Raw genomic sequence first — 12,103 nt, 5'->3', positions numbered from 1 at the left:
GTCATTCATTTCTCAAATTCCAGGACAATGAAGCCAAGAGTGCCTGTTACTCGTATCCCAACGTTATGCTAAAGATTAAGGGATTCTGTGTCCCTCGAAGTTGAAAAAGCCATATTCGTTCATTCCGCTTCATTGGCTTTCACGCTGCGAACTCCGCTTGGAGACACAAAAATACCATTCTTGCGTAATTCATTACTGGTGCGCTGTTGGCCATGAGTTGGATATTCAATCGCATAATCCCTCACCGCCAGTTCGACAGGCTCTTCAACCCGGTTTTTATGGATGGGTTTCCTACGGAGTTGGTCAAATAGAGCCTCAACTCCTCCAGTCTCAACAGCTGACTTATAGCGATAAAATGTGTCTCGGGATAAACCCATTACTTTGCAGGCCCTCGAGACATTGCCTAATTCTTCGGCAAGATTTAACAGGTAAACGTTATGTTTAATGATTTTAGCGTTACTATCTATCATGAGAGTTTTTCTCGTGTTTTGGTTTAAAGTTTGCACTTCTATCAAAACCGGAAACTCTCACCTTATCAATGGGTTGTGTCAGATTAAGTCGAAACTAATTCAGATTAAGTTAGCAGTTCCTAGACGCTGTAAAATAACTGCGCTCCTTTGTCATGCTATTCTCCTTGTACTATCTAAAAATCCGCGCCTATATCAGTGTGCGAGTAGTTACAATTTTTTAACCAATGAATTTATATAAATTTATAAAAACGCTCTTCCATACCCAACCTCTCATCAGGTCTCGGTACTAGGCCAAAAAACTGTAATGTTTTTTTAGAAGCGCCATCAGGATTTCTTGCAGCACGACTTTCTAATCTTTCGAATAACCTCTGACGATAACATCGTTCTTCAGACTCACTTCCGAATAACCACCTATCACCATAAATTTTTTTTTCACGTTCACTTCCATAAAAAACTTCCCTGCTGGCATTAAAAAAACCAGCATGATGTATATAATATTCTTTTAAATAACTAATAGAGACAGATTTTCGATTTCGCGCTATTTCACAAGCCCTCTGTTCTCTTGCTAATCGGCTTCTATAAGGTCCTTCACCTTCTTTCTTAATATGATATTCCTCACTCCATTTCAAATACGCTTCCCGATGCCTCGAGGCAGAACAAGAATTTTCTTCGGTAATTCTCGCCAGCGTCCGTTTACGTTCCTCTGCTCGCTCTCGCTCAGCCTGTTCCAGACGCGCTTTGCTTTGTGCTTGCCACAGCGCATCCCTTTCTTGACGCATCTTGCTGTGTTGATATTCAATTAACTCCTTTTGTTTACGTTCCAACTCGTAATCTTTTGGCATGGATGACTCCGGTTAAAGTGCAATAATAAAGTTAATGGTTGGGTGTCGTCAATCAATTTGCCGCCAGCTGCCAAGGATATTCTGCATGTACATTTTGAAAAACACGAGGCATTTCATAAATTGAAGGCCTTTGATAATGAATCTACACAAGCTCTTGATAGAGTTGTTGAGATGCGGCCGTGATTTGTGAGTTTTCGGCAAGCCTGCATTCTAACCAATACCCGTTCCAGGGTCAAAATTTTATGCTCACGTGTTAACCAATCTATTGATAAATTTAACATAACCGGTTAGCCTTGCCGCCATCTTTTTGTCAGGATGGAAATCCATGAGCGGTAGTGACCTGCCGAAGATAGTAGACAAAACCCGGGATGATATTGAAGCGGCCATTGCAGCGATTGAGACCAGCGATTTGCCTGCCGGCATCAGGGAGTTCACGATTTCCTGTGTACGCTTGGCTGTCTGGCTTCCCAAAGCCCTGCTTGAGCAAAAAATCAAACTATCCAACCTGCGCAAGTTGATATTTGGACAAGACTGCCAACGCAAGAAGAACAAGGCGGATAAAAAAGACCCTGCAGAGGAAAAAGAAGAAGTAGAGCCACCAGTGGTCGAATCGGTTGAGTCAGAAGACACTCCGCTTGATGGCGGGCCGGGTGCGATGGCCAATAGCACCAAACCTCAAGGCCATGGCTGTTTGGCGCACAGGAAGTACAACAATGCCATTGAGCATACCCTCACCATCTCCGGCTTAAAATCGGGCGACTTCTGCCCCGAAGAATACGGTAGGAAATTATACCGCTTTGAACCAGGCATCCTCGTGCGCATTGAAGGTCAAAACCTGGCAGCCGTTCGCATATACTACATTGAAAAAATGCGCTGCATAAAAATGGCACCACCCATGTTGTCTTTGAACCCTTAGATTTTATAGCCAGGCTTGCTGCATTAGTTCCCAGACCCTGGATGAATCTGACTCGATTTCATGGTGTATTTGCGCCCAATAGTAAACATCGTAAAGCGGTAACTGGTTATAATAAATCAAGTGCTGAAGAACTATCGGCTACAACCATAAACCCAATTTCTTTACTCGCCTCTGTAAGATCTGTTGCTATCACTATTCGATTGCAAGCAAAATCAGGCTCTTTTTTTATCAGTAACAACGGAACAGGGCTTTGTCTGATAATTAAGCCAGAAGTGGTTCTTACGACATACTCATTAATATAGTAACGACCATGTGCGCCACCAACAATCAATTCACAATGGTTTTCACTAGCATATGTGACAATATCTTCACAAGTTCTACTTAATACAACAGAAACGCTGGATAGCTTATTATCTTTGAGTTTCTTTGAAATTTTCGCTTCAGCTTAAGAGATATTATCCTCCTGAAGACTTCTGAAACCTTTGAAATAATGTGTCAGCACGTTCTAAAATGATCCTGGTAAATGGGCTAGCCGTTATGTTTTTTTGAATTTTGCTAATTAGATTTAAAACTTCTTTTCGTACCAAAGCACCTGATAAAAGAGCCTCCTCTGCCATTTGTATAAAGTGGCGCGGGAATAAGCTATCAAAATCATATTTACTTCCAATTTTCATCGCCATTTTACTAGCTAGATTAGGATAATATACGGTGGAAATCATATCGTAGAAAGGTGCTAAACGCGTTTTTGAACCATGATAGAGCAAAGAGAAGTTTTTACTACGCGCATCATTGTTGCCAATAATCACGTTAAACAGAATTCCTTGCAATAATTCTTTTATGTCAAAGACAGGTAGACTTGCTATCTCTCTTACCAAACCATTCACTCATTTGGGGCCCACCTTGTCGCTGATATTTCATCTCAGGGCTAATGCCCAATGCCTGACAAAAATCTTCTTGGTGTACACGTTGAGTTCCTTGCTCAGTTTCAACCCTGTCATACCGTTTAACTAAAAGATAAGGAGTGTTATCCGCATAATGGATGGCTGCTCCCACGGCATTTAATCCAATTTTTTTTGCCAGACCAAGGCAGAAGCACTCATTTTCAATTAAGGATGGAAAGTCTCGATTAATTGGTTTTAAAATATGAGTGCTAGGTGCTCCGTTCATTGGTATTGCGAGATTTCCTTCAATAAAGGCAACTGGGAGTTTATCCTCAGCCCCAGCTTGGGATAAACGGATCCCATCCTCACCGACTATCATCGGTCTTTGATGCATGGTGTGCAGGATTTCTAATAAGTCCTTTTTTTTTGATAATTTTATAGTCTGGTTTTAGCTGGGTTATGGATGTGTTTTGAGGTAATAGCATTACAGCACCGGCGCACTCACCACCAATAGCCGCTAATAAGGCAAAATCATTTTTTTCACTGATACTTAATTGACGAGCAATAGCCGTGCGCATATGGGCTTCAGGCAATAGCCCACTAAAAAATGGCCGGCATTGCTTCATGGAGTACATGTTTTTTTGAAGAGGAAGTGAGTGTGACAGAGGGGGATTTTTCTTGTTTTCGAGATAATAGTCATCATATGCAAAAGACATATCACCATGTGCATCAATACTTAATTGACCGGTTAGTATTTGGTTAAGATAGACATCTAATTTATGATTGTTCATTTTCGAATTCAGAATGAGACAGGTTGAGTTGAATCCCGAGTACTTGCAGTACTTGAAGCATTTTTCCAATTTGGCAAGTGGGCTTTCCATTTTCCAAATCAATAATGAAACGCAATCCTGTGCCGGCAGTCAAAGCCAAATCTTTTTGGGTAACTTCAAGTTCTTTACGAACTTTCCGAATATAACGTCCCAGATGTTCCGGAGATTGAATCATCATTTTCTTCCAATATTCCCGTACGGTAATTTTATATCCTGTTTGAATAAAATCCCATAAAATATTCCCGATCGGGAACATCAAATGGGTCACTACGCTGCGGACTAAATCCCTGCCTTATTTTTGCGTCATTGGTAGGTATGGTGCAGGTATTAATAATGTTCGTTGGCATGATGTACGTCATACTTGGGTAAGTTGGTATGTGCAAAATATGAGCCGCAACAAATAAAGCTGGAAATGAATTCCACTTGATATTATGGCTCTTTTTTTAATCAGTTTTTTTTTATCCTTAGTCATTTGTATTGGTTAATATATCTATCAGTATTAAAGAGGTTCATAAATTGGTATATTGTAAGTAGCAAATGTAAATTATGGAGAGCATTTATGAGAGCAAATGGAATAAAAATAGCCTTTATCGGTACATTATTAGTATCAGGTCTAATCTCATCATCGTTATTTGCAAGTTCTAAAGAAACGGCCGTTAATAATAAAATAAATGCGGTCATTTCCCCCCAAGTTTTTGAAATGGCAAAAAAGAATGAAAACTGGAAATTAGCACTGGTGACAGGCAAAGATGCGCAGGTTGTTTTCATGAACATCACTCCTAAAACCAACCCTAACAATGAGATTGGGATCGAAACACATCCATTTGACCAAGTTATATTTGTTGTTGAGGGGCAAGCTAAATCTGTTCTTAATGGCAAAACCTCAACGGTTACAGCGGGTGATATGATTTTTATCCCTCAAGGTGTTCCTCATAATTTTATTAATCTCAATGCGAAGAAGCCATTCAAAATAATTAGCGTCTATTCAGCTACTGATATACCGAGAAATGCAGCATATAAACAGAAATCTGATATGCCACAAGAGTAACTCTAAAATAATTGACGAAAATTGATTCTATACAGGAGTTCTGATCTCTATGCAACATAAAGAATATCATCGAATTGAACGAATTGGCTGGTTACGTGCCGCGGTATTGGGTGCAAATGACGGTATAATCTCAACTGCGAGCTTATTGATTGGGGTTGCTGCAGCGCATACACCTTATAATGGAATATTTGTAGCAGGTGTTGCAGGATTAATTGCTGGTGCCATGTCTATGGCTGCTGGAGAATATATATCAGTAAGCTCTCAAGCAGATACCGAAAAATCTGCCTTAAAACGTGAAAAGGAAGAACTTCAAGAAAATTTACCGAATGAAATAGAAGAATTAACCACAATCTACATGAATCGTGGATTGCAGCGTGATTTAGCTGAAGAAATTGTAAAGCAATTGATGGCTAAGGATGCATTAGGCACACATGCTCGCGATGAGCTTGGTATTACAAAAGTAACAAGTGCGCGTCCACTGCAGGCAGCAATTTTTTCCGCCTGCAGTTTTACTCTTGGTTCGTTATTACCGCTATTAATCATTTTTCTTGTTCCTGAAGCCTATCTTATTCCTTCAGTATCAATAATGGCGGTTTTATTTTTGGCATTACTCGGAGCGGTGGCTGCAAAGGTTGGAGGTGCTCGAATATTATTGGGAGCATCTCGTGTTGTAATTTGGGGAGCAATAGCGATGTTTGTAAGTGCAGGTATTGGCTCGTTCTTAGGTGTAGTGGTATAAAATGCCATTACTGGTTATAAAATGGGTTTAATCGAGATTAAAAATCAGGATGCAACAATTAAATTGGTTTTTTTTCTTGATTGGTGCTCTCCCCGATTTGGGGATGAGCGAACTAAACCTGTCATGCCCGCCTTTCCAATTAGCCTTAAGCATTTCGTAACGAGAGCATACTCAAACTGTTAGAATGCGTGATATTGAAACAGGTAAAACTCTGTTCGCAAAAGAGCGTCAAACAGTCTTAATTTTTGACAGAGAAAGAACTGTATTAGGCGCTTTCCGCTATCTTAGTAAATAAATTGTCATTAAAGCATTTAAAGCGTCTGTGAGTGGTAGGTCGTCCCAAAAACTGGATATTAAAATGCTTCAGCAGTATGCGAGACAGTTTAAACTAAACTGGATCCTTATATTTTGACGGTAACAACATCAATGGACATATGAATAAAGCATATTACCAAAGAGCTGGGTAAGAATTTTAATGAAGCCAGGAAGCGTCATTTGACTAATTTAAATACTTCTACTATTCTAGAATTATGGACATAAAAAATTCACTAAAAATATTTGATACCCTTTCTCAAGAAACGCGTTTACGAGTGTTTCGACTCCTTGTTCAAGCGGGACCGGAAGGATTACCAGCAGGCGCAATTGGCGATGAGTTAGGTATTTTACATAATACCTTATCATTTCACTTAAGCCATTTGTCCAATGCCGGAATTGTCACGTCCTATCGCCAAGGGCGTTATGTATTTTATTCTGCAAATTTTGAGTTAATGCGTGATTTTATCGCATTCATGGTTCAAGACTGTTGCAGTAAACAACAAGTTCAAATTCAACAACCAGGAATAAGAGATTGTCTGGTTATTGAATTAACTGATTGCTGTAATTCTAAAAAGGAGTAAATCATGAAACGTTTTCATATTCACATTGGTGTTAACAATCTTGCTGATAGCATTCGTTTCTATAATGCCTTGTTTGGAGCCGAACCGGTAAAAGTAAAATCCGATTATGCCAAATGGATGCTGGAAGATCCTCGTATTAACTTCGCTATTTCAACTCGCACAGCCAAACATGGTGTGGAACATTTAGGTATACAAGTAGATGATGCTACTGAATTAGATGCCTTGAGAAAGCAGTTTTCTCAAGCCAATATTTCAACTCATAGTGATGGTGAGACGACTTGTTGTTATGCCAAATCGGAGAAATCTTGGGTAAATGATCCTTCAGGAATTGCATGGGAAGCCTATCATACTATGGAAGACGCTCAGTTTTTTTCTGGAGAAAAGATATCAGAGGGTTCTTGCTCAATACCTGGCCAAAATACCTCGACTGCTTGTTGTGATACGAAACCAAAAAAAACTGGCTGTTGTGGGTAATGAATACTAAGCCTATTAAGTTACTATTTCTTTGCACCGGAAACTCATGTCGGTCAATTATAGCGGAAGCGATAACCAACCATTATTCCAATGAGCATTATCTAGCTTTTAGCGCAGGTAGCGCTCCGATTGGCAACGTGCATCCAAAAGCGATTGAAACTCTTGCACGCCATGGAATCCAATGTAACGCAGGACGCAGTAAATCATGGAATGAATTTGAATCACAATCAATTGATTTAGTTATTACAGTCTGTGATCAGGCAGCTAGTGAGAGCTGTCCCATTTTTCCAGGACAACCCAAGAAACTCCACTGGAGTATCCCTGATCCTACTAAAATAGAAGGATCCGAAATTGAAATCAACGCAGCATTTGAGGCGGTATTTAATCAACTTAAGCTACGAATAGAACAGGAGTTGTTATCATGACCACTTGTAGCACTCGCCGCCTTGCATTTTTAGATAGATATTTAACCTTATGGATTTTCATGACGATGGCTTCTGGTGTCGTTATCGGCTCACTCTTTACCAGCGCACCACAATGTTTAAACTCCCTGTCAATTGGCTCCACCAATATTCCTATTGCGATTGGTCTGATTTTAATGATGTATCCTCCATTAGCCCGGGTAAAATATGAAGAACTACCACTGATATTCAAAGACTGGCGAATTCTCCTGTTGTCATTGCTTCAAAATTGGCTCATCGGACCATTTCTCATGTTTGGTCTCGCTGTTTTGTTTTTACATGGATATCCCGAATACATGACTGGGCTTATTCTTATTGGGCTAGCTCGCTGTATTGCTATGGTGATTGTCTGGAATCAGTTGGCAGAAGGGGACAATCAGTACGTTGCAGCCTTAGTGGCATTTAACAGTATTTTTCAACTGCTGTTCTTCAGTGTCTATGCCTGGTTTTTTCTAACTGTCTTGCCACCTATTGTTGGCATGAGTGGGCAAATAGTCCACATCAATTTTATGACGATTGCCCAAAGCGTCTTTATTTATCTGGGCATTCCTTTTTTTGCAGGATTTCTGACTCGTTTTGTATTGATAAAAAGAAAAGGGTTAACCTGGTATGAAACCATTTTTTTACCCAAAATTTCTCCCATTACCTTGATTGCACTGCTTTTTACGATTCTTGCGATGTTTTCTTTGAAAGGCGCTATGGTATTGCAACTTCCACTTGATGTCCTACGCATTGCCATTCCATTGGCCATTTATTTTGTGGTGATGTTTTTTGTCAGTTTTGCGATGGGAAAGCTCATTGGTGCCAGTTATGAAAAGACAACGGCAGCTTCATTTACCGCAGCCAGTAATAATTTTGAATTGGCCATTGCTGTTGCAATTGCCACTTTTGGGCTTAATTCTGCCATTGCTTTTACAACGGTCATTGGGCCACTTGTTGAAGTACCAGTTCTTATTTTACTGGTGAATGTTGCATTTTGGTTACGAAAGCGCTGGTTTTTAAGAACAACTGATAAGTAAGCGCTCTAATCTAATATTGAAATCATTCAGTAGCTGCTCCAGCAGTGGTTATTGAAACAGGGAGGCAAGCTGATGAAATTTCTACAACAACCACCACGCTTCCTATGCTTTACTGGTAAAGGTGGAGTAGGAAAAACATCGATAGCTTGCGCCACTGCAGTGCAACTTGTTGAAACGAATAAGCGTATATTGCTGGTCAGTACTGATCCTGCTTCCAATGTGGGGCAAGTTTTTGGTGTCAGTATAGGTAATCAAATCACCGCAATCCCAACAGTAGCAGGCCTCTATGCGTTGGAAATTGATCCAGAATCGGCTGCGCAAGCCTATCGTGATAGAATTATAAATCCAGTTCGTGGCGTTCTGCCGGACTCTGTAGTCAAGAGTATGGAAGAGCAATTGTCTGGTGCCTGTACTACTGAAATTGCAGCTTTTGACGAGTTCACCGCACTGCTCACTGACACCGCACTGACAGCTGATTACGAACATATTATTTTCGATACCGCACCAACCGGACACGTTTATATCCAGAATTAACAATAAAATTTGCAAGTGATTTTTACAATTCAATAAATCGAAACCACATGAAAAATATTGCCATCAAATTTTCAGAAGATCCCTATAAATACAGGGCTGGTTGGCCTGGTTTAATTTTAATCAGAGATGGTGATGTACAATTTGTAGAAATAAAGACGAGTGATAAATTACATCTCAGCCAAATATATACAATAAGTGCCATGAAATCTGTTGTTCCATATAAATTTAAAGTAGTGCGGCTTAAAAAATTTAAAAATAAATAAAATCATCGAAATAATGGGAATCAGAAACAAATGTATACTTTATCAGTATTAGGTCTATATTAGGACTGATAGTGAGGAACAGTGGACGGAAAGAGCATCAGCAAAAACTCACCCAAAATTTTGGCCAAAGCGAAGCGTGCCCACCAGCTTGACTCAAGGGGTTTTTGTTGCTTTAAGGGAACCGCACCCATTTATAAGAGAGAACAACCTCCGAAACACTTTGTCATTAAAGTCTCTTGATTTGTAGGTAATCGTTGGCTTGAAGGAGGTGCACGATGATGATTGGATGTATTATCGCGTATGGTAGTGAAAATACTGTTTTTAATTAATCCACTTTTTAAATTACCATTATCATCAGGTGTGATATCCGAGCTGTGTGTATCACAAAGAAGCGGGTCAAGCTCGGTTGTTTTTTTACAAAGTTCAGGTAAGGTTAATTCTGAGTCTGGTTCCTGATTTCTGATATGTAAGCTGACTAACTCTGATGAACAGGGCTCATCAATGTGAGGAGACGCAATTTCAGCATGTGCCTTATCTTGTTGAACTGCAATTAATGCCTGGACTAAAACTAAATTTTGTGTTGAGTCATTGGGATGGACCTTCGTATCAACCGATTCTGGTGAGCTGCTCCTGGAAGGGTGAAGTTGTGCAAGCTCAAGGGATGCTTCACTCGGTTCGACAAATGTTATTTCGGGTGTTGAAGTAGTATTGCTTATTACGGAGTCAATCAGATTAGATGCTATTGTTGATGCATTATTGATGGCATGTGAAGCTTCATCTAAAGATGGGGTATCTTTCACAAAAACCTTGCTATCAAAACCAAAATAACGGTCATTCAATATTTGATCTGCTTTTAGCATGGCTTCAGGAAACTCGAGCATTTTATTTATAACTTCGATATAAGATTCTCTTGATTTGGTCAATATTGTTGCCTTTATTTGAGTATCAGAGTAATAGCTGTGAATTGTATTAGGATATACATGAGCAGAGTTTGGCAGGGATTTTATAAATTTATCCCGTACACTCTGTGTAGAGAAAAAAAGTTCAAATCTCATGCAGGTGTGAAGTTTCCTATTGTGATCTACATAATAAATTTGAGGATAAGTAAGAAGAGCTTCTATCAAATCAGGATTGAATAATCCCTTGCTAAAATCAAAAACACTGGTGCAACCTCCGCAAATTAATATCCCTGCTCCTATCAGAGAAAGCTGGGACAGCAGTTTCATTTCACCATCAAGATTCACAAAAGTATCTGGCTGTAATTCAGAAAGAGGAAGAGGATCGCGAAACTCATTGACGACCCATGTACTCCTGTCTCCTCTTTGAAATTGTGAGTCTGATTCAGTCTTCATAAAGCGAGTTGACAGCATATATTTCTCTTAGCTCCGTTGCAAAAATGGACCTGAACTATACTTAACCCATTAAAGAAAGGGAGTAACGTATGGCACAGTACTAACCAACAGACTTTAAATGGCACCATTTTCATGGCGAAGTGATTATGCAATGTGTACTTTGATATTGCAAATATGGTATTAGCTATCGTGATTTGGAAGAAATGACGGCTCATCGGGGACAATATTATTCCAGCATAGATGAGAATTATTTAATCAACGATCAAAGAATTTTTCTTCTTATACCGTTTGTTGCTCAATCTAAAATAGAAGGATTTAAAATTATGGATACCAGCAATTTAAGCCCTGGAAGAATGTCAATCACCACTTAATGGAGCCATTTTAAAATGACGCAAGTTCCAGAGCACGAGGCCAATTTGAAAATATATTTTTACATCATGGTAAACAGATTATTTACTGTAGCGTATGGAGAATATATTGCTCTTTTAATGAGTATTAAAATTATTTTAAAAACAATAACTTAAGTTATTTAGGGTCTAAGCACCTTATTGTCTGCCGCACTCACCTCTTGCGCTGCGGCAGACAATAAGGTGCTTAGTACTATTACAGGCTACTTATCAAGAATTTGCTCACTTATTATTAAAATTTTTTATAGGTGTAAGTAGCATGAATTTAGAAATTGAGATAAGCAGTCCTAAAAATATTTTTGTAAAAATTCGTTTTTCAATATCAAAAAAAACATTAATGAAATTAGTGTTTTTAATTTTTTTAATATAAGAAAATACGGTCAAATGGTTATTTGCTTGATTGAGTTTGTATATTATATATTAAAGATAGACAACAAATTCTTTTACTTCTTAATAATCAATACATTTAAGGTGAGAAATACCTCTTTGTTAGGGGGAGCTCCAAATTTATCCAAGTGCTCTAACCAGTTTATGGTAGAATAAATATACAAAAAAGTTGTGATTTATACATTAAATTGGGTTGCTAAGTCACGTTTTGGTCACAAAAGGGCTTAAATACGGCTCTACCCCAAATAAAGGGGCATTTTAATCAAGTTAGTCTAGACTAACCCTTTGATTTGACGGTCAAAAGGAAGATTAAAATGCCTAAGAAAGATTGTATCCTAAATTTACCTGGATATTCTATTAAAAAAGTAAGTGGAGAGAACCCGGTTTTTATCGAAGTCACCTATCGTTGTGTTGTTCGCTGTATTCATTGTGGTAATAAGAAGTTACGTAAAAAAGACAGTTTCATAAGGCGAATCCGCCATGAGTCGATTGGCTTGCGTCGGAGTTACTTGTGTATCAAAGCGCATAAGTATTATTGTCCTGCGTGTGGTCGCTATTTCAATCAACGTTTTCCTGGGATAGGG

The 12,103-nt window shown here is 39.0% G+C and carries 17 protein-coding genes and 3 pseudogenes; 12 read left to right on the top strand and 8 right to left on the bottom strand.

All coding sequences use genetic code 11. From position 1 onward, the window contains the following. Positions 1 to 140: 140 nt before the first annotated feature. Together G543_RS0104750 and G543_RS0104745 are read right to left on the bottom strand one after the other, a co-directional pair. A pseudogene (locus tag G543_RS0104750) lies at positions 141 to 470 on the bottom strand (helix-turn-helix domain-containing protein); the annotation flags it as partial. A 230-nt stretch (positions 471 to 700) separates the two neighbouring features. Beyond that, positions 701 to 1,312, bottom strand: a complete 612-nt coding sequence (locus G543_RS0104745) for a hypothetical protein (protein ID WP_028383520.1) — start codon at positions 1,310 to 1,312, stop codon at positions 701 to 703. Positions 1,313 to 1,637: 325 nt separating this feature from the next. Between G543_RS0104745 and G543_RS18320 the strand changes: the two genes are divergently transcribed. Continuing rightward, positions 1,638 to 2,228: a hypothetical protein gene (locus G543_RS18320; RefSeq protein WP_051190580.1), complete on the top strand. Its 591-nt coding sequence runs from the start codon at positions 1,638 to 1,640 to the stop codon at positions 2,226 to 2,228. Then, positions 2,192 to 2,332, top strand: a pseudogene (locus tag G543_RS18615) (transposase); the annotation flags it as partial. The gene G543_RS18320 and the pseudogene G543_RS18615, both read left to right, overlap by 37 nt. Positions 2,333 to 2,334: 2 nt before the next feature. On the opposite strand, the gene G543_RS19290 reads toward G543_RS18615, so the two are convergent. From G543_RS19290 to G543_RS0104715, 5 genes are all read right to left on the bottom strand, one after another. Beyond that, a complete protein-coding gene (locus tag G543_RS19290; RefSeq protein ID WP_028383519.1) occupies positions 2,335 to 2,559 on the bottom strand; it encodes a hypothetical protein in 225 nt (74 codons plus the stop codon). Positions 2,560 to 2,683: 124 nt separating this feature from the next. Continuing rightward, on the bottom strand, positions 2,684 to 3,112 hold the full coding sequence (locus G543_RS19395; RefSeq protein ID WP_274519380.1) for a HipA domain-containing protein: 429 nt from the start codon (positions 3,110 to 3,112) through the stop codon (positions 2,684 to 2,686). Next, positions 3,069 to 3,503 carry a HipA domain-containing protein gene (locus G543_RS19390; RefSeq protein WP_278043775.1) on the bottom strand — a complete coding sequence of 145 codons (435 nt, stop codon included), beginning with the start codon at positions 3,501 to 3,503 and terminating at the stop codon, positions 3,069 to 3,071. Before G543_RS19390 ends, G543_RS19395 begins: the two co-directional genes overlap by 44 nt. Next, positions 3,475 to 3,900: a HipA N-terminal domain-containing protein gene (locus G543_RS19285; protein WP_028383516.1), complete on the bottom strand. Its 426-nt coding sequence runs from the start codon at positions 3,898 to 3,900 to the stop codon at positions 3,475 to 3,477. The genes G543_RS19390 and G543_RS19285 overlap by 29 nt, the downstream gene beginning before the upstream one ends. Further along, positions 3,887 to 4,117, bottom strand: a complete 231-nt coding sequence (locus G543_RS0104715) for a helix-turn-helix transcriptional regulator (RefSeq protein ID WP_238584704.1) — start codon at positions 4,115 to 4,117, stop codon at positions 3,887 to 3,889. Before G543_RS0104715 ends, G543_RS19285 begins: the two co-directional genes overlap by 14 nt. 381 nt (positions 4,118 to 4,498) lie before the next feature. Here G543_RS0104715 and G543_RS0104710 point away from each other — a divergent pair, with 381 nt between their 5' ends. The 8 genes from G543_RS0104710 (at position 4,499) to G543_RS0104670 (ending at position 9,373) form a co-directional block, all read left to right on the top strand. Beyond that, positions 4,499 to 4,987: a cupin domain-containing protein gene (locus G543_RS0104710; RefSeq protein WP_028383514.1), complete on the top strand. Its 489-nt coding sequence runs from the start codon at positions 4,499 to 4,501 to the stop codon at positions 4,985 to 4,987. A 49-nt stretch (positions 4,988 to 5,036) separates the two neighbouring features. Continuing rightward, the gene (locus G543_RS0104705; protein WP_028383513.1) at positions 5,037 to 5,726 is read left to right on the top strand and encodes a VIT1/CCC1 transporter family protein; all 690 of its coding nucleotides are present in this window, start codon (positions 5,037 to 5,039) and stop codon (positions 5,724 to 5,726) included. Positions 5,727 to 6,256: 530 nt separating this feature from the next. Continuing rightward, a complete protein-coding gene (locus G543_RS0104695) occupies positions 6,257 to 6,622 on the top strand; it encodes an ArsR/SmtB family transcription factor (protein WP_028383512.1) in 366 nt (121 codons plus the stop codon). A gap of 3 nt (positions 6,623 to 6,625) precedes the next feature. Further along, positions 6,626 to 7,096, top strand: a complete 471-nt coding sequence (locus G543_RS0104690) for an ArsI/CadI family heavy metal resistance metalloenzyme (protein ID WP_028383511.1) — start codon at positions 6,626 to 6,628, stop codon at positions 7,094 to 7,096. Further along, positions 7,096 to 7,521, top strand: coding sequence for an arsenate reductase ArsC (locus tag G543_RS0104685; protein ID WP_028383510.1), 426 nt, complete (start codon positions 7,096 to 7,098; stop codon positions 7,519 to 7,521). Before G543_RS0104690 ends, G543_RS0104685 begins: the two co-directional genes overlap by 1 nt. Next, positions 7,518 to 8,576: an ACR3 family arsenite efflux transporter gene (gene arsB, locus G543_RS0104680; RefSeq protein WP_028383509.1), complete on the top strand. Its 1,059-nt coding sequence runs from the start codon at positions 7,518 to 7,520 to the stop codon at positions 8,574 to 8,576. The genes G543_RS0104685 and arsB overlap by 4 nt, the downstream gene beginning before the upstream one ends. A 72-nt stretch (positions 8,577 to 8,648) precedes the next feature. Continuing rightward, positions 8,649 to 9,110 (top strand): TRC40/GET3/ArsA family transport-energizing ATPase, encoded by a 462-nt coding sequence (locus G543_RS0104675; RefSeq protein ID WP_028383508.1) that lies wholly within the window; start codon positions 8,649 to 8,651, stop codon positions 9,108 to 9,110. 47 nt (positions 9,111 to 9,157) lie between these two features. After that, positions 9,158 to 9,373 (top strand): VRR-NUC domain-containing protein, encoded by a 216-nt coding sequence (locus G543_RS0104670; RefSeq protein WP_028383507.1) that lies wholly within the window; start codon positions 9,158 to 9,160, stop codon positions 9,371 to 9,373. A gap of 191 nt (positions 9,374 to 9,564) precedes the next feature. On the opposite strand, the gene G543_RS0104660 is transcribed toward G543_RS0104670, so the two are convergent. After that, positions 9,565 to 10,743: a type 2 periplasmic-binding domain-containing protein gene (locus G543_RS0104660; protein ID WP_028383506.1), complete on the bottom strand. Its 1,179-nt coding sequence runs from the start codon at positions 10,741 to 10,743 to the stop codon at positions 9,565 to 9,567. Between the two features lie 122 nt (positions 10,744 to 10,865). Between G543_RS0104660 and G543_RS19480 the strand changes: the two are divergent. Further along, a pseudogene (locus G543_RS19480) lies at positions 10,866 to 10,946 on the top strand (IS6 family transposase); the annotation flags it as partial. Between the two features lie 887 nt (positions 10,947 to 11,833). Then, positions 11,834 to 12,103: transposase family protein (locus G543_RS18610; RefSeq protein WP_162145879.1), on the top strand; the 270-nt coding region annotated here is incomplete at its 3' end.

It is taken from the genome of Legionella moravica DSM 19234 (assembly GCF_000423305.1).
Taxonomy (GTDB): domain Bacteria; phylum Pseudomonadota; class Gammaproteobacteria; order Legionellales; family Legionellaceae; genus Legionella; species Legionella moravica.
Note: the sequence above shows the minus strand (reverse complement) of the source record. Positions and strands in the feature narration are given on the sequence as shown.

Bases quoted from the DNA above. Each gene is read 5' to 3' on its own strand.
- G543_RS0104715 (WP_238584704.1), bottom strand. From the start codon at position 4,117: ATGATGATTCAATCTCCGGAACATCTGGGACGTTATATTCGGAAAGTT.
- G543_RS0104685 (WP_028383510.1), top strand. From the start codon at position 7,096: ATGAATACTAAGCCTATTAAGTTACTATTTCTTTGCACCGGAAACTCA.
- G543_RS0104745 (WP_028383520.1), bottom strand. From the start codon at position 1,312: ATGCCAAAAGATTACGAGTTGGAACGTAAACAAAAGGAGTTAATTGAA.
- G543_RS0104675 (WP_028383508.1), top strand. From the start codon at position 8,649: ATGAAATTTCTACAACAACCACCACGCTTCCTATGCTTTACTGGTAAA.
- G543_RS0104710 (WP_028383514.1), top strand. From the start codon at position 4,499: ATGAGAGCAAATGGAATAAAAATAGCCTTTATCGGTACATTATTAGTA.
- G543_RS0104670 (WP_028383507.1), top strand. From the start codon at position 9,158: ATGAAAAATATTGCCATCAAATTTTCAGAAGATCCCTATAAATACAGG.
- arsB (WP_028383509.1), top strand. From the start codon at position 7,518: ATGACCACTTGTAGCACTCGCCGCCTTGCATTTTTAGATAGATATTTA.
- G543_RS18320 (WP_051190580.1), top strand. From the start codon at position 1,638: ATGAGCGGTAGTGACCTGCCGAAGATAGTAGACAAAACCCGGGATGAT.
- G543_RS19390 (WP_278043775.1), bottom strand. From the start codon at position 3,503: ATGCATCAAAGACCGATGATAGTCGGTGAGGATGGGATCCGTTTATCC.
- G543_RS0104660 (WP_028383506.1), bottom strand. From the start codon at position 10,743: ATGCTGTCAACTCGCTTTATGAAGACTGAATCAGACTCACAATTTCAA.
- G543_RS0104705 (WP_028383513.1), top strand. From the start codon at position 5,037: ATGCAACATAAAGAATATCATCGAATTGAACGAATTGGCTGGTTACGT.
- G543_RS19285 (WP_028383516.1), bottom strand. From the start codon at position 3,900: ATGAACAATCATAAATTAGATGTCTATCTTAACCAAATACTAACCGGT.
- G543_RS0104695 (WP_028383512.1), top strand. From the start codon at position 6,257: ATGGACATAAAAAATTCACTAAAAATATTTGATACCCTTTCTCAAGAA.
- G543_RS0104690 (WP_028383511.1), top strand. From the start codon at position 6,626: ATGAAACGTTTTCATATTCACATTGGTGTTAACAATCTTGCTGATAGC.